This is a genomic window from Variovorax sp. 54, from assembly GCF_002754375.1.
Lineage (GTDB): Bacteria > Pseudomonadota > Gammaproteobacteria > Burkholderiales > Burkholderiaceae_C > Variovorax.
The window spans coordinates 1,683,597-1,707,148 of record NZ_PEFF01000001.1 but is presented as its reverse complement, the minus strand read 5'-3'; the positions used below and the strand labels follow the sequence as shown (position 1 = coordinate 1,707,148).

The following is a 23,552-nucleotide window of genomic DNA, read 5'->3' as shown; positions in this document are numbered from 1 at the left end:
GCATGCGGCTCAGCGCTTCTTGCGGAACGCCGCCCATGCGGCCACCGCGGTGAAGGTCAGCACGATTGCCACGACGATCCAGAACCCGTGCTTGTGCTCCGCCAGCGGAATGCCGCCCACGTTCATGCCGAACAGGCCGGCCAGGATGTTGATCGGCAGCGCCAGCACCGTGACCACCGTCAGCACGAACAGGCTGCGGTTGTTGTCCTCGTTCACGTTGGCCGCAATTTCTTCCTGCAGCAGCTTGATGCGCTCCTGCAGCGCCTGCATGTCGCGCAGCACCACCGAGAACTCTTCGGTCGAGCCGCGCAGCGCCTGTGCGTCGGGCTCGGCCATCCAGGCCGGCGGGCCCTGCAGCAGGCGGAACAGGGCAGCCGGCTCGGGTGCCAGCAGCCGCTGCAGCCGCACCAGCAGCCGGCGCAGCACGCCCAGCCGCGCGCGCTTGTGGTCCAGGCGGCCGGCCAGCAGCTCGTCCTCGATGCGGTCGATGCGCGAGGTGACGCCGCGCACAACCTTCACCAGCACGTCGGCCTGCGCGCGCAGCAGGTGTTCGAGCAGCTCGGTGCTGGAGCGCGGCGCGTCGCCCGCCTTCACGGCCGTGCGCAGCGCGTCGACCGAGCGCAGCGGCTTGGTGCGCGCCGTGACCACCAGGCGCGGGCCGACGCTGATCCATAGCGTGGAAATGTCCGAGGGCTCGAAGCTGAACTCGAAGTGCACGTCGTTGATGACCGCGATCAGCGAGTCGTCCGCGCGCTCGATGCGCGTGGAGGGCAGGCCTTCGTGCAGCGTCTCGTAGAAGGTGTCGGACAGCGCCGCGTGCCGCGTCAGCCAGCGCTCGGCATGCGCATGGCTCAGGTTGAAGTGCAGCCACACGTAGGCGCCGCCGTCGTCCTCCGCACCGTTGTGCGCAGCCAGCCACGCGGCCGCCTGCGCCGAATCGATCGCCCGCGCCGGCTCCGGCGCCGCGGCATCGAACAGGTAGCCGCAGATCAGCCCGGCTTCGTCGCCGCCGTAGGTTTGGGCGGACAGGTCATGGAATACCGACGACAAGGTGGTGCGTGATCAGAAAAGACGGGTGAACAGCCAGTACAGCGAGCCCGACAGCGCCATGGCCACCGGCAGCGTCAGCACCCAGGCCAGCGCGAGGTTGCGCAGCGTGGACATCTGCAGGCCCGAGCCGCTGGCCGTCATGGTGCCGGCCACGCCCGACGACAGCACGTGCGTGGTCGACACCGGCAGGCCGTACATGTCGGCCGCGCCGATGGTGCACATCGCCACCAGCTCGGCCGAGGCGCCCTGCGCGTAGCTCAGGTGCGTCTTGCCGATCTTCTCGCCCACGGTGACCACGATGCGCTTCCAGCCGATCATGGTGCCCAGGCCCAGCGCGATGGCCACCGCGATCTTGACCCACAGCGGAATGAAGCGCGTGGCGCTGTCCAGCTCCTGGCGGAAGGTGTTGACGCGCAGCTTGGTCTCGTCGTCGAACTTCGCGGCGCCGCTTTTGTCGAGGTGGCGAATGGCTTCCGACGCCAGGTACATGTCGTTGCGCACGTTGGCCACCGCCTCGGCCGGCACCGCGGCCAGCGAGCCGTGCTGGCGCACCTGCTGGCCGATGCTGCCGGCCGTGACGGCCAGTGCCGGCACCACGCGGTCGTTGAACTCGCGGGTGCGCACGTAGGTGGAGAGCGCGTCGCGCGCGGCGGCGGGTTCCAGCGCGGGCAGGGCGGTGGGCGCCTTGCGGTTCAGTGCGTTCTGCGCCATCTCGGCCACCGCCACGAACTTCACGGTTTCGTTCGCGGGCATCGCGCGGTTCAGCGCGTAGGCCATCGGCACCGTGCCCACCAGGATCAGCATGATCAGGCCCATGCCCTTCTGGCCGTCGTTCGAGCCGTGCGCAAACGACACGCCGGTGCAGGTGAGGATGAGCAGGCCGCGAATCCACCACGGCGGCGGTGTGCTGCCCTTGGGCTCTTCATACAGCGCGCGGTTCTTCACGAAGGCGCGCAGCACCAGCAGCAGCAGGGCGGCGCAGCCGAAGCCCACCATCGGCGACAGCAGCAGCGAATAGCCGACCTTGGTGGCCTGCGCCCAGTCGACCCCGCTCGTGCCGTCGCGCCCGTGCATCAGCGCATTGGCCACGCCCACGCCGATGATCGAGCCGATGAGCGTGTGCGACGACGACGCCGGCAGCCCGAGCCACCAGGTGCCCAGGTTCCAGATGATCGCGGCGATCAAGAGCGCGAACACCATCGCGAAGCCGGCGCCCGAACCCACTTGCAGGATCAGCTCGACCGGCAGCAGCGCAATGATGCCGAAGGCCACCGCGCCGCTGGACACCAGCACGCCCAGGAAATTGAAGAAGCCCGACCACACCACTGCGAAGTTGGGCGGCAGCGAGTGCGTGTAGATCACCGTGGCCACGGCGTTGGCCGTGTCATGGACGCCGTTGACGAACTCGAAGCCCAGCGCAATCAGCAGCGCCACGCCCAGCAAGATATAGGGCACCCAGGTCGTCACCGGCGCGCCCGAGGCCGTGACGTCGCCCACCAGGCTCCAGGCCGTGAACAACAGGCCCGCGGCCAGCAGGCCCACGAAGGTGATCAGCGTGATCGCGCCGGGCTTGGCGTCGAGCTGGGGCCGGTGCGCCGCGCTGGGCGCGGCCGGCATCTCCGGGGCTTGCGAAGGCGGGGCGGCGAGCGTGTTCATGGACGGTTTTTGGGCTGTTGTAGTGCTCCGGATGGTGTTCGCGCCATGTGACAACGGCGTGTCGGCTGACAGGAACCCGCCGCAAAACCGTCACGCCGCCGTCATGCAGCGGGTGCAGCATGCTTTTTGTCTACCCCCGCCACTCTTTCCCTTTTCATCATGCTGACGAGCGCACTTCCCGACCACGAAGACCTGATGCAACGCATCGCCCGCGACCTGATCGACAGCTACGACGAAGAACTCGAGCTGGAGATCGAAGACCGCAACTTCGACGGGCTCGACCCCGCCAGCGCGAACACCCCGACCGACAAGGCGGCGCGCCAGGCCTACTTCAAGGAGCTGTTCCGCCTGCAGGGCGAGCTGGTCAAGCTGCAGGACTGGGTGCAGCACAGCAAGCAGAAGGTCGTCATCCTCTTCGAAGGCCGCGATGCAGCGGGCAAGGGCGGTGTCATCAAGCGCATCACGCAGCGCCTGAACCCGCGCGTGGCCCGCGTGGCCGCGCTGCCCGCGCCCAACGACCGCGAACGCACCCAGTGGTACTTCCAGCGCTATGTGGCGCACCTGCCGGCGGCCGGCGAAATGGTGCTGTTCGACCGCAGTTGGTACAACCGCGCCGGCGTCGAGCGCGTGATGGGCTTCTGCAGCGACGACGAGTACGAGGAGTTCTTCCGCACCGTGCCCGAGTTCGAGAAGATGCTCGTGCGCTCGGGCATCAAGGTCATCAAGTACTGGTTCTCCATCACCGACGACGAGCAGCACATGCGCTTCCTGGGCCGCATCCACGACCCGCTCAAGCAGTGGAAGCTCAGCCCGATGGACCTCGAAAGCCGCCGCCGCTGGGAGGAATACACCAAGGCCAAAGAGATCATGCTGGAGCGCACCCACATCCCCGAGGCACCGTGGTGGGTGGTGCAGGCCGTCGACAAGAAGAAGGCGCGCCTGAACTGCATCAGCCACCTGCTGGGCCAGCTGCCCTACCAGGAAGTGGCGCATGCGCCGGTCGAGCTGCCTGCGCGCGAGCGGCATGACGACTACCTGCGTCAGCCCGTGCCCGCCAACATGGTCGTGCCGGAGATCTATTGAGGTTCAGCAGCGGCTGCTTGGCCGCATGGCGCTTTTGCCTGCACACTGCGCCATGGCCCGTCGCTCCACCGCTTCCTTCTTCGCCCGTGCTTATGAGCGCAACCTGAAGGCGCTCACCAAGCTCACGCTGAGCAACGGCAAGCGCGTGGCGGGCCAGGTGCAACGCGCTACTGCCAAGCGGCTCAAGCCGCCGCCCGGCAAGGGCGACTGGCTCAGCGGCATGGCGATGGGCGCGGGTGGGGCGCGCGGTTATCACCTGTTCCGTCCGGCCGACCTGGCGCTGCAGCCCGGCGAGAAGCTGCCGCTCATGGTCATGTTGCACGGCTGCGGCCAGACCGGGCGCGACTTCGCGGCCAGCACGCGCATGAATGCGCTCGCAGTGCGCCAGCGTTTCCTCGTGCTTTACCCTGAGCAGGACCGCATCGCCCATCCGCAGGGCTGCTGGAACTGGTACGAGCGCCGCTCCGGCAAGGCCGACGCCGAGGCCGCCACGCTGATGGCCGCCGTCGACCAGGCCTGCGTGCTCTACCCCGTGGACCGCGACCGCGTGGCCGTGGCCGGCCTGTCGGCAGGCGCGAGCATGGCGGCGCTGCTGGCCACGCGCTACCCGAACCGCTTTCGCGCCGTGGTCATGCACTCGGGCGTGGCACCCGGTGCCGCGAAGTCATCGGCGACCGCGCTCGGCGCCATGCGTGGACAGCACGTGCCGCCGATGCCCGTCACCGCGGTCGGCAAGGCGATGGGCGCCGCGGCCGTCTTCTCGACGCTGCCGCCCCTGCTGGTGCTGCACGGCGACGCGGACGCCGTGGTCGCGCCGAGCAACGCCGTGAGCAGCGCGGCCGTCTGGGCCACCGCCCTGGGCGCGCGCCCCGGCACGCCGCGCGACCTGCAACGCGGCAAGCGCCACGCCATGCGCGTGACCGACTTCAAGCGCAAGGGCGTCACGCTGGTCACGCTGTGCGAGATCGCGGGGCTCGGCCACTCGTGGAGCGGCGGGGCGCGGGGGCAGCTTTTCAGCGACCCGATCGGGCCCGATGCGACGCGCATGACCTGGGCGTTTGCGTCCGCGCAGTTCGACAAGCGCTGAGCGCCTGCGCCTTGCGCGCATGACCTTGGAGGTCATTGCCGCGATGCCCGCCGGTGCCGACAGTGGGGGCCATGACCTCGTCGAACCCTGCCGCTTCTGTCGCACCGATCACCTCCGCCGCACCCGGCCCGCTGGGCCTGTGGGTCATGCTCAGCGGCACCTTCCTGGTGGTGCTCGATTTCTTCATCGTCAACGTCGCGCTGCCGTCCATGCAGCACGACCTGCAGGCCAGCGCGGGCACGCTGCAGCTGGTGGTGGCGGGCTACGGACTGGCCACCGCCGCGGGCCTGGTCACGGGCGGGCGCCTGGGTGACCTGTTCGGCAGGCGCCGCATGTTCATGCTCGGCCTGCTGCTGTTCACGCTCGCCTCGGCCGCTTGCGGCGTGGCACCGAACGCCGAGCTGCTCGTGGCCGCGCGCGTGCTGCAGGGCCTGGCCGGTGCGCTGCTGCAGCCGCAGGTGCTCGCGATGATCGGCCTCGCCTACACGGGTGAAGACCGGGCGCGCGCCTTTGCGGCCTACGGGCTCACGCTGGGCCTGGGCGCCACGCTGGGGCAACTGGTGGGCGGCGTGCTGATCCATGCCGACCTGGCGGGGCTCGGCTGGCGCAGCTGCTTTCTCATCAACGTGCCCGTCGGCCTGCTGGCGCTGGTGCTCGCGCCGCGCGTGGTGCCGGCGCTGGCCCAAGGGAGTGGCAGCAGCCGGCTCGATCTGGCCGGCGTGGCGCTGGTCGCGGCCGGCTCGGTGGCCGTGGTGCTGCCCTTGGTCGAAGGCCGCCAGCAGGGCTGGCCGCTGTGGAGCTGGCTGTGCCTCGCCGCCGCGGTGCCGCTGTGGGGCTTCTTCGCCAGGCAGCAACGCCGCCTCGCGGCACGCGGCGGTGCACCGCTGGTGGCGCCGGTGCTGCTCGCGAACCGCCGCTTCGTGACCGGGCTGCTCACCACGCTGGCTTTCTATGCGGGCAACGCCTCGTTCTACTTCGTGCTCGCGCTCTACCTGCAGCAAGGACTGTCGCTGGGCCCGCTCAGCTCCGGCATCGTCTTCACAGCACTGGCCGTCGGCTTCTTCGCGACCTCGATGGCCGGTGCCCGCATCGCCCGTCGCTTCGGCGGCAAGCCGCCGATCGCACTCGGCGCCCTCGTGCTCGCGGCGGGGCATGCGCTGCAATGCATCAACGTGGCCGGCTGGCCGGGCCACGCGCACATCGTGGCGTGGATGGTGCCCCTGCTGTTCGTGCAGGGCGCGGGGCTCGGCATGGTGATGGCGCCGCTGGTGTCCACCGTGCTGGCCGGCCTGCCGCCGCAGCACGCGGGCGTGGCGTCGGGCGTGCTGTCGATGGTGCAGCAGGCGAGCAATGCGCTGGGGGTGGCGTTGATCGGGATCTTGTTTTATGGGCAGCTGGGGCGCGAGGCGGATTACACGGCGGCGTTCGGCGTGGCGTTGGTTTATCTGATGGTGTCGGCGCTGCTCGTGGCGGCGTTGCATGGGCGGGGTACCCGCCAAGGCCGGAGCGCAGAAGCGATTCCGTGATCCGCCGCTGCCATCGTGCCCAAATTGGGTAGCGCCATGCCCAATATGGGCTTTTCGCCCCATGCCACACTCGTTCTGCACAACAGGAACGACACGCATGGCCAACGATTTGCAGCGACTGACTCAAGACTTGCGCGACTTCGCGCAGGCTCGCGACTGGGAGCAATTTCACTCCCCCAAGAACCTCGCCGCCGCGCTGTCGGTCGAAGCCGCCGAACTGCTCGAGCACTTCCAGTGGCTCACCGAAGCGCAGAGCCGGGCGCTGCCTGAAGACAAGCGCGCCGAGATCGGCACCGAGATCGCGGACGTCCTGCTCTACCTGCTGCAGTTGGCCGACAAGCTCGGCATCGACCCGGTCGAGGCGGCGAAGCACAAGATGCTCGCCAACGCAGTGAAGTACCCGGTGCCGCCACCCGCCTGAGTACCTCCGTGTACGCCACCCGGCGTATTTCCCCTTCGTGGTGCGTTCCGCAGACTCCTCTCCATCGCCAGCCCTGTGTTGGCGAACGGTTCAATCAACCCGGAGCAGGAGTCCACATGCAACGTCGTTTCACCCTCCAGGCGCTCACCGCCGCCGTCGCGCTGGCCAGCATTGGTGCTGCGCCCGCATTTGCCGCCGACACCATCAAGGTCGGCGTGCTGCACTCGCTGTCGGGCACGATGGCCATCTCGGAAACCGTGTTGAAAGACACGGTGCTGATGGCCATCGACGACATCAACAAGAAGGGCGGCGTGCTGGGCAAGCAGCTCGAGCCCGTGATCGTCGACCCGGCCTCCAACTGGCCGCTGTTCGCCGAAAAAACCAAGCAGCTGCTCGGCCAGGACAAGGTCTCGGTGATCTTCGGCTGCTGGACCTCGGTGTCGCGCAAGTCGGTGCTGCCGGTGGTCGAGGAAATGAACGGCCTGCTGTTCTACCCCGTGCAGTACGAGGGTGAAGAGCTCTCGAAGAACGTGTTCTACACGGGCGCCGCGCCCAACCAGCAAGCCATTCCGGCCGTCGACTACCTGATGAGCAAGGAAGGCGGCGGCGCCAAGCGCTGGGTGCTGCTGGGCACCGACTACGTGTACCCCCGCACGACCAACAAGATCCTGCGCGCCTACCTGAAGAGCAAGGGCGTTAAGGACACCGACATCGACGAGAAGTACACGCCCTTCGGTCACAGCGACTACCAGACCATCGTTGCCGACATCAAGAAGTTCTCGGCCGGCGGCAAGACGGCGGTGGTCTCGACCATCAACGGCGACTCCAACGTGCCCTTCTACAAGGAACTCGGCAACGCCGGCCTCAAGGCCAAGGACGTGCCGGTCGTCGCCTTCTCTGTGGGCGAAGAAGAGCTGCGCGGCGTGGACACCAAGCCGCTGGTCGGCCACCTGGCCGCATGGAACTACTTCATGTCGATCAAGAACCCGACCAACACGGCGTTCATCAAGCAGTGGAGTGACTACGCCAAGGCCAAGAACATCGCCGGCCACAAGGACAAGCCGCTCACGAATGACCCGATGGAAGCCACCTGGATCGGCATCCACATGTGGAAGCAGGCGGTCGAGAAGGCCAAGTCGACCGACACCGACAAGGTGATCGCGGCCATGGCCGGCCAGACCTTCACTGCCCCCTCGGGCATCGTGTCGAAGATGGACGAGAAGAACCATCACCTGCACAAGAGCGTGTTCATCGGCGAGATCAAGGCCGACGGCCAGTTCGGCGTGGTGTGGAAGACGCCGGGTCCGGTGAAGGCCAAGCCTTGGAGCCCGTACATCGAAGGCAACGACAAGAAGCCGGATTACCCGGCTGGCAAGTCGATGTAACTCGTCGACCCCTCCCTTGTCTTGCGCCCTCTCCCCTCGGGGAGAGGGCGGGGGTGAGGGCAACGGCGGTCGATCTGGCCGCCGTGTTGGTTGGAAGGCCGCTGGCCCTCACCCCAACCCTCTCCCCAAGGGGAGAGGGGGCAACACGAATCTCAACATGCTTCGACGAACCCTTCACTGCGCCTTCGCCGCCATGCTCCTCGCAGCGTCGGCCGCCCACGCGCTGACCGCCGACGAAGCCCGGGCCATCGCCTCCGGCGAGTCCGAAGCCCGCATCGCCGCGCTCAACAAGGCCGTCCTCACCGCCGACGACAAGACCTCCGCCTTCATCCAGGCCATGGCCGACGATGCTGTGAAGTACACCGAAGACAAGGTCTTCGTGATGAAGGACGACAAAGGCTACGACCCTGTGACGGGCACTGAATTGAAAGTGCCCGACACCGCCGAAGACGTCGTCAACAACAACCTCATGCGCGGCGCGCTCGATGCCGCGCAGGCCGCGCTCAAGCTCACGAGCACCGAGGACGCGGTGCGCGCCGAAGCCGCGCAGGCGCTCTTCAAGGAGCCCGACGAATCGCGCGTGCCGATGGTCGAGAAGGCGCTGGCCGCCGAAAAGAATCCGAAGATCAAGGCGCAGCTCGAACTCGTGCGCGCTGCGAGCATGCTCACCAGCACCGACAAGGCCAAGCGCCTCGCCGCCGCCAAGGAGCTGGGCAACAACCAGAACCCCGACACCAAGCTGTTGCTCAACCAGCGCCTGGCCGACGAGACCGAAGCCGACGTCAAGGCCGCCATCGTCGCGTCCATCGCCAACATCGACGGCTCGCTGGTCTGGGGCGATCGCATCAACGCCGTGTTCAGTGGCATCAGCCTGGGCTCGGTGCTGCTGCTGGCCGCGCTGGGCCTGGCCATCACCTACGGGCTGATGGGCGTCATCAACATGGCGCACGGCGAGCTGATGATGATCGGCGCCTACGCCACCTACGTGATGCAAGGCATCTTCCAGAAGTACATGCCCGAGGCGGCGTTCGGCCTGTACCTGGTGGCCGCAATTCCTGTGTCGTTCCTCGCATCGGCGCTGGTGGGCGCGGTGCTCGAACGTGGCGTCATCCGCTTCCTGTACGGCCGGCCGCTCGAAACGCTGCTCGCCACCTGGGGCATCAGCCTGATGCTGCAGCAACTCGTGCGCACGCTGTTCGGCGCGCAGAACGTCGGCGTCGAAAACCCCGGCTGGATGAGCGGCGGCTTCACCATGCTGAGCAACGTCACGCTGCCGTGGAACCGCATCTGCATCATCGTCTTCGCGGCACTGGTGTTGCTTGCGATGGGCTGGCTCATCGGCAAGACGCGCCTCGGTTTGTTTGTGCGCGGCGTGACGCAAAACCGCCCGATCGCCTCGTGCATGGGCGTGAACACCGCGCGCATCGACACCTACGCCTTCGCGCTCGGCTCCGGCATTGCGGGCCTGGCGGGCTGCGCGCTGAGCCAGATCGGCAACGTCGGCCCCGACCTGGGTCAGAGCTACATCGTCGACAGCTTCATGGTGGTCGTGATGGGCGGCGTCGGCCAGCTCGCGGGCACCGTGTATGCGGCGCTGGGGCTGGGCATTCTCAACAAGTTCATCGAAGGCTGGGCGGGCGCGGTGCTCGCGAAGATCGCGGTGCTTGTCTTCATCATCATCTTCATTCAAAAGAGACCTCAGGGCATCTTCGCCATGAAGGGTCGGAGCGCAGAGGCATGAGCAAGGTCACGTTGCCAACCAAGGGGCCGCTGCTGAGTGGCAAGGGCTGGACGGCCTTCTTCGTCGCACTCATCGTGGTGTGCGCGGTGGCGCCCGTGCTCAACATCTGGGTGCCCGCCGACAGCCCGCTGCACATGAGCGACTACGCCGTCGCGCTCGTCGGCAAGATCATGTGCTACGCCATCTGCGCGCTGGCCATGGACCTGATCTGGGGCTACACCGGCATCCTCTCGCTGGGCCATGGCCTGTTCTTCGCGCTCGGCGGCTACATGATGGGCATGTACCTCATGCGCCAGATCGGCCGCGACGGCAACTACAAGAGCGACCTGCCCGACTTCATGGTGTTCCTCGACTGGAAGGAACTGCCCTGGCACTGGACCTTCAGCGGCAGCTTCGGCATGACGCTGCTGCTCATCGTCGCGGTGCCCGGCCTCATCGCCTTCGTGTTCGGCTTCTTCGCCTTCCGCTCGCGCATCAAGGGCGTGTACTTCTCGATCATCACGCAGGCCATGACCTTCGCGGCCATGCTGCTGTTCTTCCGCAACGAGACGGGCTTCGGCGGCAACAACGGGTTCACCGACTTCAAGCGCATCCTGAACATCCCGATCGCCACGCAAGAGATGCGCATGACGCTCTTCGCGCTCACCGGCCTCACGCTGCTCGGCTTCTTCCTGTTCGCCAAGTGGCTCATCGGCAGCAAGTTCGGCCGCGTGCTGCAGGCCATTCGCGACGCCGAAACGCGCGTGATGTTCTCGGGCTACAACCCGCTGCCGTACAAGCTCACGATCTGGGTCATCTCCGCCATCATGTGCGGCGTGGCCGGCGCGCTGTACGTGCCGCAGGTGGGCATCATCAACCCGGGCGAGATGAGCGCGGCCAACTCCATCGAGATCGCGGTGTGGGCTGCGGTGGGCGGACGCGCCACGCTGATCGGGCCGATTATCGGTGCCTTCATCGTCAACGGGGCCAAGAGCTGGCTCACCGTGGCCTACCCCGAGTACTGGCTGTACTTCCTGGGCGCCTTGTTCATTGCTGTCACGCTGTTCCTGCCGAACGGCATCGTGGGGTTGGTGCGCAAGTGGATGTCGAGGGAGAAGACGCAGGCGCCACCCGAGCCGGCGGCGCACACAAGCCGCGCCATCGCCGCGGAGAAGGGCGTCGAGCCCGAGGCGCTGGTCTCGCTGCCCGTGGACGCGAAGGGAGCCCGCGCATGACGCCCGACCTGATGGAAGCCGGCGCCGAGCGCGCCGCACGCGCGGCCCACCCGCATGCGGGCACGGGCCAGACCGAATCGGGTGGCCGCGAGGCCGGCTTCGGTCGCATCGCCACGCCGGGCGAGGTCGACATCACCCACGGCCGCATCCTGTACCTCGAAGACGTGAGCGTGAGCTTCGACGGCTTCAAGGCCATCAACAAGCTCTCGCTCGACATTGCGCCGGGCGAGCTGCGCTGCATCATCGGCCCCAACGGCGCGGGCAAGACCACGATGATGGACATCATCACCGGCAAGACCCGGCCCGACTCGGGCACCGTGTTTTTCGGCAGCACCATCGACCTGCTGCGTCACCGCGAAGCCGACATTGCGCAGCTGGGCATCGGCCGCAAGTTCCAGAAGCCGACCGTGTTCGAGCACCTGACCGTGTTCGAGAACCTGGAGCTCGCGCTGAAGACCGACAAGGGCGTGCGCGCGTCCATGCTGTTCAGGCTCGACTCGGCGCAGAGCGACCGCCTCGCCGAAGTGCTGGAGACCATCCACCTCGCCGACAGCGTGTCGCGCCTGGCCGGCAACCTGAGCCACGGCCAGAAGCAGTGGCTCGAGATCGGCATGCTGCTCATGCAAGACCCGAAGCTGCTGCTGCTCGACGAGCCCGTGGCCGGCATGACCGACGAGGAAACCGCGCGCACCGCCGAGCTGTTCCTCACGCTCAAGGGCAAGCATTCGCTGATGGTGGTGGAGCACGACATGAGCTTCATCCGCACCATCTCCGAAATCGTGACCGTGCTGTGCGACGGCTCGGTGCTGGCCCAAGGCACGCTCGACGAGGTGCAGGCCGACGAGCGCGTCATCGAGGTCTACCTTGGCCGCTGAGATCAATCGACGCCGAGCCAGCCGCTGCCCAACCCACGACAGGTGCCCGGCAGACGGTGCGGTGTGGGCGGCCCCTCTGTGCCGCCGAGGCGCACAGCGTTTCGCGGATCAGGGCTCGCAGCTGTCTGAGCGAAGCGAGTTCTGCGAGACCCCGCGAAACGCGAGCACCGCAGGGCAGCCCGGAGGGCCGGCACAGTGGGGCCGACCGCGCCGTGCCGCCTGCCGGGTACCTCTTGCCAATGCCATGGAAGGCGCAAGCCAATGCTGACAGTCAAGAACATCCATCAGTACTACGGCGGGTCCCACATCCTGCGGGACGTCAGCTTCGAGGCGCACCTGGGCAAGGTCACCGTGCTGCTCGGCCGCAACGGCGTCGGCAAGACCACGCTGCTCAAGTCGCTCATGGGCCTCGTGCCCATCAAGAGCGGCAGCATCGAACTCGAAGGCAAGCCGATCCAGAAGGCCACGCCGTACGAGCGCGCCCGCGCCGGCATCGGCTTCGTGCCGCAGGGCCGCGAGATCTTCGCGCGGCTCACGGTCGAGGAGAACCTGCGCATGGGACTGGCCTACAAGAGCGGCGGCACGCCGATTCCTGCGGAGCTGTTCGAGTTGTTCCCGGTGCTCAAGCAGATGATCCATCGGCGCGGCGGCGATCTGTCGGGCGGGCAGCAGCAGCAACTGGCGATTGCCCGCGCACTGGCGCCCAAGCCCAAGCTGCTCATCCTCGACGAGCCCACCGAAGGCATCCAGCCGAGCATCATCAAGGACATCGGCCGCGTCATCCGCATGCTCGCCGACCGCGGCGACATGGCCATCGTGCTGTGCGAGCAGTACTACGACTTTGCGCAAGAGTTGGCCGACGACTACCTCGTGATGGAGCGCGGCGAAGTCATCGCGCGCGGCCTGGGCAAGGACATGGAAGCGCAGGGCGTGCGGCAGCTCGTCGCGATCTGAATTGCAAGACGGTACCGACGCGCCGCACGAGCGCATCTTCACAATTTAGGGGTTTACCCTAGAATCGGGCCTCGCCCGCGTCCGCCGGGCACCCCCCAGGAGCCCGGCCTTGAACGCCTCACCGTCCGCCCACGAAGGCGCGGAAACCACCGCCATTTCGCCGTCCGTCTCGTCCCAGCAGTTCCTGCGCGCGGTGCTTGCGCTCGGCGTCGGGGGCTTTGCCATCGGCACCGGCGAGTTCGTCATCATGGGTCTGCTGCCCGAGGTCGCGAAAGACATCGCCGTCACCATCCCGCAGGCCGGCCACGTCATCAGCGCCTACGCGCTGGGCGTGGTCATCGGTGCGCCCGTGCTCGCGGTGCTGGCTGCCGGCTGGGGCCGTCGCGCGCTGCTGATCGCGCTGATGGCCGTGTTCGCGGCCGGCAACTTCGCCAGCGCGATGGCGCCTGGCTACCTGTCGCTCAACCTGCTGCGCTTTGCCACCGGCCTGCCGCACGGCACCTACTTCGGCGTGGCCGCGCTCGTGGCCGCCACGCTCGCGCCACCGGGGCGCCGCGCGCGCGCCGTGGGCCTCGTGATGCTGGGGCTCACCGGTGCCACGCTGGTCGGCGTGCCCATCGCGGCGTGGCTGGGCCAGCTGTTCGGCTGGCGCGCGGCCTTCGTGTTCGTCGGCGTCATCGCGCTGGTCGCCGTGGTGCTGCTGCGCCGCGACGTGCCCGACATCGCACCCGCCGCCGGCGCCAGCCCCTGGCGCGAACTCGGCGCGCTCAAGCGCAAGCAGGTGTGGTTCACGCTCGGCATCGGCGCCATCGGCTTCGGCGGCATGTTCGCGGTGTTCAGCTACATCAAGCCCACGTTGATCGAAGTGGCTGGGCTGCCGCTGGGCGGCGTGCCTTTCGTGCTCGCGCTGTTCGGCCTGGGCATGGTCACCGGCAACCTCGTGGGCTCGCGGCTGGCCGACAAGTCGCTCATGCGCACCATCGGCGGCGTGCTGGTTTACGCGGCGCTGGTGCTCGCCACCTTCACCTTCGCGGCGCACCACGTGGTGACGGCGGCCTTCACCGTGTTCCTGATCGGCACCACTGTTGCCATCGGCCCGGCCCTGCAGATCCGCCTGATGGACGTGGCCGGCGACGCCCAAACCCTCGCCGCCGCGCTCAACCACTCGGCCTTCAACATGGCCAACGCCCTCGGCGCCTGGCTCGGCGGCGTCGCCATTGCGGCCGGCCTGGGCTGGACGTCGACCGGCTGGGTCGGCGCGCTGCTGGCACTGGCGGGCGTGGGCATCTTCGCCTGGGCGGTGGCGAGCGCGCGTGCGGATGCGCGGCGGCCGGTGGCTGTCGCGTACTGAACTGAGCTCGCTACTTCGGTGAAGGCGCTGGCGCGGTGCGTTCGCGCAGCAGCGCCGCAAAGTTCTGCAGCTCGGCCGCATTCAGGTCCGACACCGCCCAGGCCTGCATGCCACCCTGGGCCCAATGCACCAGCTGGTAGCCCTGGCGCGCGGAGCGCACGGTCGGCTGGGCCTGGGCATCCGGCGCCGGCCACACGAACAGGTTGATGACGTGCGGGCCCGAGCGGTAGACCAGCGCCGCCACGGTGCGGCGGTCGAGGTAGTCGAGCCGCCCGCCCGTCAGCGGAAAACCCTCCGCCGCCAGGTCGACCACCGGTGGTGAGAAGTCGAGCTTGCCGGCGAACCACGGCTTCACCGCGTGCTGGTCGGACGAGGCCACGTCGGCCAGATGCGAGGCCATCAGCGAGCGCACGTGGTTCGCGGTGACACCTTCGGCGAGCGCATCCGCAGGCGGCACCGGCGTGGCGAGCAGCACCAGCGCCAGGCCCCAGGCCGTGGCCGCGCCGGTGGCGAACCCTGCCAATCCCTGCCACATGCCGCGGCGCCGCCGTACCGGGGGCGGTGCCGGCGCAACGACCGCTTCGGCACGCACAGCGCGCGCGATGCGACCGGCCAGCCCCTCGGGCGGCAAGTGCCGCGTGGCATGGCGCTGGATCAGCGTTCCCAGTTCCTCGTCAGACATTGACATGGTGTGTCCTTCCTCCTGCGTCGCCGGGACGTTCGTCGCGCAGGCTCTCGCGCAGCATCGCCCGCGCGCGCGACAGCCGCGACATGACGGTGCCCAGCGGCACGCCCGCGATGCGCGCGATGTCCTCGTAGCGCATTTCCTCCAGCTCGCGCAGCACGATCACCTCGCGGTACACCGGCGGCAGCGCGTCGATGGCGGCGTTGATGCGCTCGCCCTGCACGCGCTGTTCCCATTGCCGCGCCGGATCGCCCGCGTCGGGCGAAGAAGAGGGCGCCGCGGCGGCCTCGCTGTCGCGCAGTTCGTCGAATTCCACCTGGTCGGCCAGCTGCCGGTTCTGCCGCATCCAGTCGTAGCAGGCGTTGCGCACGATGCCCAGCAGCCACGGCCGCGCGCTCTCGCCGCGCAGCCCGTCGAAGAAGCGGAACGCGCGCAGGTACGCCTCCTGCACCGCGTCGTCGGCCAGCTGGTCGTCGCGCAAGAGCCAGCGCGCCAGGTTCCATGCCGCATCCAGATGCGGCAACGCGGCGGCTTCGAACTGGCGTGTGCGGTCGGTCGACAGGCTCAAGGGCTCCTTCTTCCTGCATGACGTGGCAGCCCGACGCTTTATTCCAGCGCTTTGCAGCTTTTCTTGCCGCCCCGCTGGAATAAGCAGGGCATGCCATGCGTCATGCCCTTCAGGGATTCTGCTTGTTTCGCTTCTTCCGCAGGAGGTTTTCACCATGATCGCCATACCCGGCTTCGCACGCATCCTCGTCGTTCTTTCGGCCCTGGCGGCCTCGGCCGGTCCCGCACTCGCCGCGGGCCCCAAGGCCTATGTCGGCAATTTCAAGGACAGCACGGTCAGCGTGATCGACACGGCGTCCGAGCGCGTCGTGGCCACGTTGCCGGTGGCGGCGGGGCCCGACGGCATCGTCGTCACACCGAACGGCCGCACCGTGTTCGTGAGCGGCTCCGGCGCCGCGGCCGTGAGCGAGATCGACGCTGCGAGCGACCGCGTGACGCGCGCCATCGACGTCGGCAAGGGCCCGCAGGGCCTGGCCATGACCGCCGACGGAAAGTGGCTGCTGGTGGCCGTCAACGGCGACGACCGCGTGGCCTTCGTCGACACCTCGGCGCATGGCGTGAGCGCCACCGTGCCGGTGCCCAAGCCGCACACCATCGCCATCCGGCCCGATGGCCGGCAGGCGTACGTCGCCTCGCAGGAGCCGGGGCACTTCGCCCTGGTGGTCATCGACATGGCGACGCGCGCCGTGGTCACGCAGATCCCGCTCGACAAGCCGCCGCGCGACCTGGAGTTCGGCCACGACGGCAAGGCGCTGTACCTCACGCTGGCCGGCGTGCCCGCGGTGCAGGTGCTCGACGCGGCCACGAACCAGTGGGGCGCACCGATTCCCACGGGCGTGTCGCCGCACATCGCGCAGCACTTCGCGGGCATGGCGAACGGCGCGGTCGTGGTGCAGGGCCCGGGCGAGGTCTTGCTGTTCGACCCGGCCACGCGCGCGGCGGTGCGCAGCATCGGCGTGGGCAAGCAGCCGCATTGGCTCGACCTGTCGGCCGACGGCAAGAAGCTGTGGGTCAGCAACGAGGGCTCCAACGACGTGAGCGTGGTCGACCTGGGCGGCGGGGCCATGCACACCGTGGTGGTCGGCAATGCGCCGCGCAAGATCGCCGTGCAGCACGTGGCCGCTTCGGAAGGCGCACACGCGGGGGCCTCGACGCACGTGGCCATCCGCAACTTCGCCTTCGAGCCGGCCCAGATCACGGTCAAGGCCGGCGAGCGCGTGACATGGCAGAACGACGACGGCGCGCCGCACGGCCTGGTCTTCAAGGACGGTTCGGCGGGCGTCGACCTGCTGCTGCCCGGCAAGAATTTCTCCCGCGCCTTCGACAAGCCGGGCGTGTACGACTACGTCTGCTCCGTGCATCCGTACATGACGGCCCGGGTCACGGTGGCGGCGCGGTAGTGCCGAGTGCCGGTCGCAGCCGGGCCGATTGACAGGGGAGCGCGAACCCGACGACATTGCCGGGATGACCGATGTCGATGTGAACCCCACCGCGTGCGAATGAAGAACGCGGCAATGAAACTCCCCCGCCGGCGCCTGCTGCTTGGCGGTCTGGCGGCCGCGTCGCTGGGCCATCCCTTCCTGAGGCTGAATGCGCAGCCCGCGTCCCGGGCGCTGTTCACGCTGGGCGTGGCCTCGGGCACGCCGAGTGCCGACGGCGTCGTGCTCTGGACGCGGCTGGCGCCCGAGCCGCTGCAGGGCGACGGCATGGGCGATGCGCCGGTCGAGGTGCGCTGGGAAGTCGCCGACGACGAAGGCTTCAGGCGCGTGGCGGCGAAGGGCACGGCCCACGCCACGGCCGACCTTGCGCACTCGGTGCATGTCGAGGTGCGGGGCCTGCGCCCGGGCCGCCCCTATTGGTACCGCTTCACCGCCGCCGGCACGCGCAGCCCCGTCGGCCGCACGCGCACCGCGCCGGCCGACGATGACGCCGCCGTGCAGCCGCTGCGTTTCGCCTTCGCCTCGTGCCAGCAGTACGAGGAGGGCTACTACGCCGCCTACCGCGACATGGCCGCGCAGCCACTCGACTTCGTCGTGCACCTGGGCGACTACATCTACGAAAGCACGCGCGGCTCGCACAACGTGCGCCGCCACGAGGCCGGCATTCCCACCGACCTGGCCGGCTTTCGCAACCGCTACGCGCTCTACAAGACCGACCCGCACCTGCAGGCCGCGCATGCCGCCTTTCCGTGGCTCGTGACCTGGGACGACCACGAGGTCGCCAACGACTACACCGACGACGTTTCGCCGCGCACGCCCGACCCGGCGCAGTTCCTCGCCATCCGCGCCGCCGCCTACCAGGCCTGGTACGAGCACATGCCCGTGCCCGCCCGCATGCGTCCGCGCGGCGCCGGCGCCACCATCTACGGCCGCCATCGCTTCGGCCGCATGCTCGACGTGATGCTGCTCGACGGCCGCCAGTACCGCTCGCACCATGCCTGCCTCACGGGCCGCAGCACCAAGCCGCTGGCCGACTGCGCCGACCGCCTGGCACCCGAGCGCAGCCTGCTCGGCATGCAGCAGGAGGCCTGGCTCGCGAACGAGCTTGCGGCGCCGCCGGCGCGCTGGACCGTCATCGCCCAACCCACGCTGCTCGCCGAAGCCGATCGCCAGCACGGCCCCGGGCACGGCTACTGGATGGACGGCTGGGACGGCTATGCCGCCTCGCGCACGCGACTGCTCGACGCACTGGCCGCCAACCAGTCGCGCGGCGGCGATGCGCTGGTGCTCGGTGGCGACGTGCACGCCTTCTGGGCCGCCGACCTGCGCCGCGAGCCGCAGGGCCCCATCGTCGCGACCGAGTTCGTCGGCGGCGCCATCACCTCCGAAGGGCCCAGCGCCGCCAGCGTGGCCCACATGCGGGCGAAGAACGAGCACCTGCGCTACGGCCGCGCCGACAAGCGTGGCTATGGCCTCATGACGCTCGACGCGCGCGGCTGCGCCGTCGAGTTCCGCGCTGTGGACGACGAGAAGAACGCCGACTCTGCCGTGGCGGCCATGGCCCGCTTCTCCGTCGAACGCGGCGCGCCCGGCGTGCGCCTCGAATCCACCTGAATCTCCAGCGCCTGCAGGAATGCGCGGCCGTGCCTATGATGGCCGCCGCCCCTTCCTCCTACCTCTTCTCCTACCCTTGGAGCGCGCGCGCATGAGCATCCCCACCACCCGCCTGGGCCGCACCGGCCTCACCGTCTCCCGCCTGGCCCTGGGCACCATGACCTTCGGCCTGCAGACCGACGAGGCCGTGTCGCACCAGATCCTCGACAAGGCCGCCGACGCCGGCATCAATTTTCTCGACACCGCCGACGTGTACCCGCTGGGCGGCACCGTCGAGACCACCGGCCGCACCGAAGAGATCATCGGCAACTGGCTCGAAAAGCAGGGCACCGCCGGCCGCCGCCGCTTCGTGGTCGCCACCAAAGCCGTCAACAAGGTCGGCCCCAACCCCTGGGACCAGGGCGCCTCGCGCAAGCATCTGCTCGACGCCATCGACCTCTCGCTCAAGCGGCTGAAGACCGACCACGTCGACCTGTACCAGCTGCACATGGACGACCGCGAGACGCCGCTCGAAGAGAGCCTCGAAGCGCTCGACGTCATCGTCAAGTCGGGCCGCGCGCGCTACATCGGCGTGTCGAACTTCCTGGCCTACCGCCTGGCCCGCGCGCTCGGCAAGTCCGAGCTGCACCGGTTCACGCGCTTCGTGTCGGTGCAGCCGCGCTACAGCCTGCTGTTCCGCGAGATCGAGCGCGAGCTGCTGCCGCTGGCGAGCGAAGAGGGCCTGGGCGTGATTCCCTACAACCCGCTGGCCGGCGGCCTGCTCACCGGCAAGTACAAGCCCGGCGCCAAGCCCGAGGAAAACACCCGCTTCACCCTCGGCACCGCCGGCAACATGTACCAGGACCGCTACTGGAACGATCGCAGCTTCGACACCGTCACTCAGCTGCACGCGCTGGCCGACGAAGCCGGCGTGCCGCTGGCCACGCTGGCCGTGGCGTGGGTCATGGCCAATCCGCTGATCACCGCGCCGCTGCTGGGCGCCAGCCGCCCCGAACAGCTCGACGCCACCGTCGCCGCCGCCAGCTACGTGCTCGACCCCGCGCTCAAGCAGAAGCTCGACGCGCTCACGGCGGAGTACCGCAAGGGCGACGCGCCTCGCTGAGCGAACGGGCGCGTGCCGGCGCCCCCCGGATGGCCTGCGCGCAGTACGTGCTTGGGCCATGCAGGAGAATCGCGGCCGGCATGACGACTTCCCACACCACCCTCCGGCGCGCCGCCCTGCGGCACCCGGCATCGACCGAACGGCGGCCCGCATGGCGCAGCTGATGTCGCTGCTGGTGCAGAACGCGATCCTGGTGGTGTTTGGCGCCAGCTTTGCCGCACGCCTGGGCCTGCCCGTGCCGGCTGCGGCCGTGCTGGTCGTCACCGGTGCGCTGCTGGCGGCGGGCGATGTGTCGGTGGTCGGCGTGGTGCTGGCCGCCGTGGTCGCCAATCTGCTGGGCGACGGCGCGTGGTTCTATGCCGGGCGCCGCTTCGGCTACCGCTTCATGCGGCTGCTGTGCCGCATCTCGCTGTCGCAGGACTCGTGCGTGCGCCGCGGCGAATCGCTCATTTCCGACTGGGGCGGCATGTCGCTCGTGGCCGCCAAGTTCGTGCCGGGCGTCTCCGTGGTGGCCCCGCCCATGGCCGGCGCGCTGGGCATGTCGGTGCGGCGCTTTGTCGGCTTCGACATCCTGGCCGCGCTGGTCTGGACGGGCCTGTTCCTCGGCCTCGGCTGGCTCTTTCGCGACCAGATCCAGCAGGTGCTTGCCGTGCTGGCGCAGGCCGGCGGCATCGCCACCGCCGCGCTGGGCGTGGTGCTGCTCGTGATGCTCGCAGTGCGCTACTGGCGCCGCCGTGCTTTCGCACGGCTCACCGGCATGCCGCGCATCAGCGTCGACGAACTGTTCGACCTGATGAGCGGCGACGTGCCGCCGCTGGTGATCGACGTGCGCGGCGAAGCCGGCGTGCAGGTCGACCCGCGCCGCATTCCGGGCGCGCTGTCGTACACCCTCAAGGCCCTGCAGCAGCGCAGCCTCGACCTGACGATCGACCCCGACCGCGACGTGGTGCTGTACTGCAACTGCCCGAACGAAGTTTCCGCCGCGCAGGCCGCGCGTGTGCTGCTGGCGCGCGGGGCTCGGCGGGCGTTGCCGCTCACGGGCGGGCTCGATGCGTGGGTGGCTGCGGGGCGGCCGACGAGCCTGCACTGAAGGCGGGCACTCAATCCAGGCGTGTCATGGGACACGACATGATCAGCCGCTCTTCAAGCGGCGAGTTGGCCCAGTCGGGCAGGGCGCGGTTGCGGTACGACTCCATCGACTGATAGCCCCGCACATCCCAGGAGTAGGTACTCAGCCGTTGCACCTCGACCACCTTGTACAGGCAGTGGCGGCTGGGAGACCGGAGGCGAAAGGCGATCCGCTCGCCTTCTTCCTTGTCCAACTCGTTGTCAAGAACCTCATAGCGCGCGGGCTTGCAGATGCTGAAGCTCGAGTTCCATTCGATGGTCTTGGTGCGCACATACAGGCCGCCTGAACACGCGCGGCCCGTTCCGCTGAACTTCCCTGTGAACGGCGCGTCTGCAAGGGCGATGCTTGGACCCGCCAGGACAAGCGCGATCAGCGCGAACGCTCGGCTCATCTGCATACCGCCTCCTTTGCCTTTCGCACCGCAGGCAGTGCATGGTCCATCTTCCGGGCGTAGTCGGAATCGCCGACGTTGTAGCGGGCGGCAATGCGCGATGAGGTGAGGGGCATCCATCCCGTGATGACCTTCCTGACCGTCGCCTTCTGGTACTTCAGCACCTGACCCGCCTTGAGCAGGTGCGCAGACGGGTTGAGCTTCTTCATGACCTCTGGCGTGCTCCCTTGCGCCCTGGCGATTCTTTCAAGACTGTCGCCGTCCTTCACCGTGACCTCGTAGACCTTGTCGTCCGCGTTCGGGATGCTCTTGAACGCGAACGTTGCCATGCGCATCAGGAGGTAGCCGATGCCTGCGCGAATGTTCGGGATTGGCTCCGCCCTGACCGAGCTGGCCGACAAGCTGACTCGAAGAGAGGGCGGAACGACCAGGTCACCGCCCTCGCGGTCTCCGAGCAGCGCCATCAATCCGGCGTCCTCGATGTGGCCGATCTGCATCGGCCTCGACTTCCAGGCGAGCGATTTGGCGCCGGTTTCCACCCACAGCATGGCTTTGACCACCCGCCAGTCCAGCGGAACATAGCCCGTTGTGCGCGAGAGGTGCATGTTGTATTCGTCGACCGCCGAGCGGATCTCGCAGTCATAGGTGTTCCATTGGTCGTCGGCCTTGTCGACGCCCTCGGCCCAGCCGTCGAAGCCCGTCCTCGGCCGAGGCGCCGTGTGCCTTTTGTTCGCAGGCCCCGAAGCCAGGCGATGTGCAGTGTTTCCCATGCAGTCCTCCCTTTGTATGTATTGCAGGTCCAGCGTTGTATGCCGCCCCGGCAAGACACATTCGTATCGATCGTTACCCCAATGGGATTCCTCCACGCTCCTGCGAGCGAAAGCCCTGCACCGCCCCGGTGGTAGTCTTCCTCCCCGATGAACCTCCGCACCAAGATCGTCGCGCTGGCCGTCGCGCCCTTGCTGATCGCGCTGGTGCTGGTGGCCCTGGCCGTGCGCCACCAGGAGCACGACCTCGCCCAGCGCGAGCGTGCCCTCATCGAGCGCAGCTACATGGCGCAGCGCCGCAGCGAGCTGCGCAGCTATGTCGACCTGGCCGTGAGCAACCTGCTGCCGCTGTACGAGTCGGGCCTGGACGACGAGGCCACGCGCAATGAAGCGCTGCGCCGCCTGGCCACGCTCAACTACGGTGACGACGGCTATTTCTTCGTCTACGACATGGACGGCAACTCGCTCATGCACTCGCGGCAGCCCGAGCTGGTTGGCCAGAACCTGTGGGGCCTGCGCGATTCGCATGGCCGCTTCACCATCCAGGAGCTGATCAAGGGCGCGCGCGACAAGGGCGGCGCCTTCGTCGAGTACGAATGGCGCAAGCCCTCGAGCGCGCAGATGGCGCCCAAGCTCGGCTACGTCACCGCGCTGCCGCGATGGAACTGGATGGTCGGCACCGGCCTGTACCTGGACGACATCCAGTCGACCATGGACACCCTCGACCGCCAGATGAACGCCAACGTCACCGCCACGCTGCTGTGGATTGCCGGCATCGCCGCGCTGTGCCTCGGCGTCGTCAGCGCGGCCGGGCTGCTGCTCAACCTCAGCGAGCACCGCACGGCCGAAGCCAAGCTGCGCCTGCTCGCGCGCCGCGTGGTGCAGTCGCAGGAAGAAGAGCGCGGCCACCTCGCGCGCGAGCTGCACGACGGCACCAGCCAGACGTTGGTGTCGGCCAAGCTGCTGATTGAATCGGCCGTCGAGTCGCTCGACCGCGCGCACCAGTCGCCGCCGCCCGCGCTCGGCAAGGCGCTGCAGCGGCTCAACGATTCGCTCATCGAGGTGCGCCGCATCTCGCACCGGTTGCGTCCCGCGCTGCTCGACACGCTGGGCCTGCCCGCCGCGCTGGAGCGCCTGGGCGCCGAGTTCGGCGAAGAAGGGGGCGTCGACGCATCGATCATGGTCGAGGGCGAACCCTTCGAGCTGTCGCAAGAAGCCAAGACCGCGCTCTTTCGCGTCACGCAAGAAGCGTTGACCAATGTGCGCAAACACGCCCGTGCGCAGCAGGTGCACATTGCACTGGGCTTCGACGAAGAGGCCGTGCGCCTGGAGATCAGCGACGACGGCGTCGGCTTCAACGTCGAGGCCATGCAGCTCGACCCGAAGCGCGGCATCGGCCTGCGCAACATGCGCGAGCGCATGGAATCGATTGAAGGCCAACTGCGCATGCGCTCGGGCCGCGGCCACACGTCCATCGTGGCCGAAGTGCCCGTGCGGCGCGCAAAGCCAGAATAG

21 protein-coding genes are annotated in these 23,552 nt (G+C 68.4%); 15 read left to right on the top strand and 6 right to left on the bottom strand.

Annotated features, from left to right (window positions below; all coding sequences use genetic code 11):
• Positions 1–9: 9 nt before the first annotated feature.
• Positions 10–1,050: a transporter gene (locus CLU95_RS07660; RefSeq protein ID WP_099791915.1), complete on the bottom strand. Its 1,041-nt coding sequence runs from the start codon at positions 1,048–1,050 to the stop codon at positions 10–12.
• A 12-nt stretch (positions 1,051–1,062) separates the two neighbouring features.
• Positions 1,063–2,706, bottom strand: a complete 1,644-nt coding sequence (locus CLU95_RS07655) for an inorganic phosphate transporter (RefSeq protein WP_099791913.1) — start codon at positions 2,704–2,706, stop codon at positions 1,063–1,065.
• Between the two features lie 159 nt (positions 2,707–2,865).
• Between CLU95_RS07655 and ppk2 the strand changes: the two genes are divergently transcribed.
• The 10 genes from ppk2 (at position 2,866) to CLU95_RS07600 (ending at position 14,343) form a co-directional block, all read left to right on the top strand.
• Entirely contained in the window at positions 2,866–3,789 is a 924-nt protein-coding gene (gene ppk2, locus CLU95_RS07650) for a polyphosphate kinase 2 (protein ID WP_180288564.1), read from the top strand.
• A gap of 52 nt (positions 3,790–3,841) precedes the next feature.
• Positions 3,842–4,876, top strand: coding sequence for an extracellular catalytic domain type 1 short-chain-length polyhydroxyalkanoate depolymerase (locus tag CLU95_RS07645; RefSeq protein ID WP_099797160.1), 1,035 nt, complete (start codon positions 3,842–3,844; stop codon positions 4,874–4,876).
• A 71-nt stretch (positions 4,877–4,947) separates the two neighbouring features.
• Positions 4,948–6,402 carry an MFS transporter gene (locus tag CLU95_RS07640; protein ID WP_099791911.1) on the top strand — a complete coding sequence of 485 codons (1,455 nt, stop codon included), beginning with the start codon at positions 4,948–4,950 and terminating at the stop codon, positions 6,400–6,402.
• Positions 6,403–6,499: 97 nt separating this feature from the next.
• Positions 6,500–6,823 carry a nucleotide pyrophosphohydrolase gene (locus tag CLU95_RS07635; protein ID WP_099791909.1) on the top strand — a complete coding sequence of 108 codons (324 nt, stop codon included), beginning with the start codon at positions 6,500–6,502 and terminating at the stop codon, positions 6,821–6,823.
• Positions 6,824–6,939: 116 nt separating this feature from the next.
• Positions 6,940–8,208: an urea ABC transporter substrate-binding protein gene (urtA, locus tag CLU95_RS07630; RefSeq protein ID WP_099791907.1), complete on the top strand. Its 1,269-nt coding sequence runs from the start codon at positions 6,940–6,942 to the stop codon at positions 8,206–8,208.
• A 193-nt stretch (positions 8,209–8,401) separates the two neighbouring features.
• Positions 8,402–9,949 (top strand): urea ABC transporter permease subunit UrtB, encoded by a 1,548-nt coding sequence (urtB, locus tag CLU95_RS07625; protein WP_099791905.1) that lies wholly within the window; start codon positions 8,402–8,404, stop codon positions 9,947–9,949.
• Positions 9,946–11,163 carry an urea ABC transporter permease subunit UrtC gene (gene urtC / locus CLU95_RS07620; protein WP_099791903.1) on the top strand — a complete coding sequence of 406 codons (1,218 nt, stop codon included), beginning with the start codon at positions 9,946–9,948 and terminating at the stop codon, positions 11,161–11,163. The genes urtB and urtC overlap by 4 nt, the downstream gene beginning before the upstream one ends.
• Positions 11,160–12,038: an urea ABC transporter ATP-binding protein UrtD gene (gene urtD / locus CLU95_RS07615; RefSeq protein ID WP_099791901.1), complete on the top strand. Its 879-nt coding sequence runs from the start codon at positions 11,160–11,162 to the stop codon at positions 12,036–12,038. Before urtC ends, urtD begins: the two co-directional genes overlap by 4 nt.
• A 261-nt stretch (positions 12,039–12,299) precedes the next feature.
• Positions 12,300–12,992, top strand: a complete 693-nt coding sequence (urtE, locus tag CLU95_RS07605) for an urea ABC transporter ATP-binding subunit UrtE (protein ID WP_099791897.1) — start codon at positions 12,300–12,302, stop codon at positions 12,990–12,992.
• Positions 12,993–13,101: 109 nt separating this feature from the next.
• Positions 13,102–14,343: an MFS transporter gene (locus CLU95_RS07600; RefSeq protein ID WP_099791895.1), complete on the top strand. Its 1,242-nt coding sequence runs from the start codon at positions 13,102–13,104 to the stop codon at positions 14,341–14,343.
• Positions 14,344–14,353: 10 nt separating this feature from the next.
• On the opposite strand, the gene CLU95_RS07595 is transcribed toward CLU95_RS07600, so the two are convergent.
• Positions 14,354–15,031, bottom strand: a complete 678-nt coding sequence (locus CLU95_RS07595; RefSeq protein ID WP_099791893.1) for an anti-sigma factor family protein — start codon at positions 15,029–15,031, stop codon at positions 14,354–14,356.
• A complete protein-coding gene (locus CLU95_RS07590) occupies positions 15,018–15,596 on the bottom strand; it encodes a sigma-70 family RNA polymerase sigma factor (protein ID WP_099791891.1) in 579 nt (192 codons plus the stop codon). Before CLU95_RS07590 ends, CLU95_RS07595 begins: the two co-directional genes overlap by 14 nt.
• 154 nt (positions 15,597–15,750) lie before the next feature.
• Between CLU95_RS07590 and CLU95_RS07585 the strand changes: the two genes are divergently transcribed.
• The 4 genes from CLU95_RS07585 (at position 15,751) to CLU95_RS07570 (ending at position 20,840) form a co-directional block, all read left to right on the top strand.
• Positions 15,751–16,995, top strand: a complete 1,245-nt coding sequence (locus CLU95_RS07585) for a YVTN family beta-propeller repeat protein (RefSeq protein ID WP_099791889.1) — start codon at positions 15,751–15,753, stop codon at positions 16,993–16,995.
• Positions 16,996–17,109: 114 nt separating this feature from the next.
• A complete protein-coding gene (locus tag CLU95_RS07580) occupies positions 17,110–18,648 on the top strand; it encodes an alkaline phosphatase D family protein (RefSeq protein WP_099791887.1) in 1,539 nt (512 codons plus the stop codon).
• A 91-nt stretch (positions 18,649–18,739) separates the two neighbouring features.
• Positions 18,740–19,750: an aldo/keto reductase gene (locus CLU95_RS07575; protein WP_099791885.1), complete on the top strand. Its 1,011-nt coding sequence runs from the start codon at positions 18,740–18,742 to the stop codon at positions 19,748–19,750.
• A 151-nt stretch (positions 19,751–19,901) separates the two neighbouring features.
• Positions 19,902–20,840: a VTT domain-containing protein gene (locus CLU95_RS07570; RefSeq protein WP_099791883.1), complete on the top strand. Its 939-nt coding sequence runs from the start codon at positions 19,902–19,904 to the stop codon at positions 20,838–20,840.
• Between the two features lie 10 nt (positions 20,841–20,850).
• Here the strand turns inward: CLU95_RS07570 and CLU95_RS07565 are convergent, their stop codons facing one another.
• Positions 20,851–21,270: a hypothetical protein gene (locus CLU95_RS07565; RefSeq protein ID WP_099797159.1), complete on the bottom strand. Its 420-nt coding sequence runs from the start codon at positions 21,268–21,270 to the stop codon at positions 20,851–20,853.
• Positions 21,267–22,040, bottom strand: coding sequence for a LysM peptidoglycan-binding domain-containing protein (locus CLU95_RS07560; protein ID WP_099797158.1), 774 nt, complete (start codon positions 22,038–22,040; stop codon positions 21,267–21,269). Before CLU95_RS07560 ends, CLU95_RS07565 begins: the two co-directional genes overlap by 4 nt.
• A 147-nt stretch (positions 22,041–22,187) precedes the next feature.
• On the opposite strand from CLU95_RS07560, the gene CLU95_RS07555 reads away from it, so the two are divergent.
• Complete coding sequence (locus CLU95_RS07555) at positions 22,188–23,552, top strand: cache domain-containing protein (RefSeq protein WP_099791881.1); 1,365 nt, start codon at positions 22,188–22,190, stop codon at positions 23,550–23,552.

What these genes read in the sequence shown, in the direction of transcription:
- CLU95_RS07570 (WP_099791883.1), top strand. Translation starts at nt 19,902, where the DNA reads ATGGCGCAGCTGATGTCGCTGCTGGTGCAGAACGCGATCCTGGTGGTG.
- urtA (WP_099791907.1), top strand. Translation starts at nt 6,940, where the DNA reads ATGCAACGTCGTTTCACCCTCCAGGCGCTCACCGCCGCCGTCGCGCTG.
- CLU95_RS07565 (WP_099797159.1), bottom strand. Translation starts at nt 21,270, where the DNA reads ATGAGCCGAGCGTTCGCGCTGATCGCGCTTGTCCTGGCGGGTCCAAGC.
- urtE (WP_099791897.1), top strand. Translation starts at nt 12,300, where the DNA reads ATGCTGACAGTCAAGAACATCCATCAGTACTACGGCGGGTCCCACATC.
- CLU95_RS07640 (WP_099791911.1), top strand. Translation starts at nt 4,948, where the DNA reads ATGACCTCGTCGAACCCTGCCGCTTCTGTCGCACCGATCACCTCCGCC.
- urtD (WP_099791901.1), top strand. Translation starts at nt 11,160, where the DNA reads ATGACGCCCGACCTGATGGAAGCCGGCGCCGAGCGCGCCGCACGCGCG.
- CLU95_RS07575 (WP_099791885.1), top strand. Translation starts at nt 18,740, where the DNA reads ATGAGCATCCCCACCACCCGCCTGGGCCGCACCGGCCTCACCGTCTCC.
- CLU95_RS07580 (WP_099791887.1), top strand. Translation starts at nt 17,110, where the DNA reads ATGAAACTCCCCCGCCGGCGCCTGCTGCTTGGCGGTCTGGCGGCCGCG.
- CLU95_RS07595 (WP_099791893.1), bottom strand. Translation starts at nt 15,031, where the DNA reads ATGTCAATGTCTGACGAGGAACTGGGAACGCTGATCCAGCGCCATGCC.
- ppk2 (WP_180288564.1), top strand. Translation starts at nt 2,866, where the DNA reads ATGCTGACGAGCGCACTTCCCGACCACGAAGACCTGATGCAACGCATC.
- CLU95_RS07645 (WP_099797160.1), top strand. Translation starts at nt 3,842, where the DNA reads ATGGCCCGTCGCTCCACCGCTTCCTTCTTCGCCCGTGCTTATGAGCGC.
- CLU95_RS07655 (WP_099791913.1), bottom strand. Translation starts at nt 2,706, where the DNA reads ATGAACACGCTCGCCGCCCCGCCTTCGCAAGCCCCGGAGATGCCGGCC.
- CLU95_RS07555 (WP_099791881.1), top strand. Translation starts at nt 22,188, where the DNA reads ATGAACCTCCGCACCAAGATCGTCGCGCTGGCCGTCGCGCCCTTGCTG.
- CLU95_RS07560 (WP_099797158.1), bottom strand. Translation starts at nt 22,040, where the DNA reads ATGGGAAACACTGCACATCGCCTGGCTTCGGGGCCTGCGAACAAAAGG.
- urtB (WP_099791905.1), top strand. Translation starts at nt 8,402, where the DNA reads ATGCTCCTCGCAGCGTCGGCCGCCCACGCGCTGACCGCCGACGAAGCC.
- CLU95_RS07585 (WP_099791889.1), top strand. Translation starts at nt 15,751, where the DNA reads ATGATCGCCATACCCGGCTTCGCACGCATCCTCGTCGTTCTTTCGGCC.
- CLU95_RS07635 (WP_099791909.1), top strand. Translation starts at nt 6,500, where the DNA reads ATGGCCAACGATTTGCAGCGACTGACTCAAGACTTGCGCGACTTCGCG.
- urtC (WP_099791903.1), top strand. Translation starts at nt 9,946, where the DNA reads ATGAGCAAGGTCACGTTGCCAACCAAGGGGCCGCTGCTGAGTGGCAAG.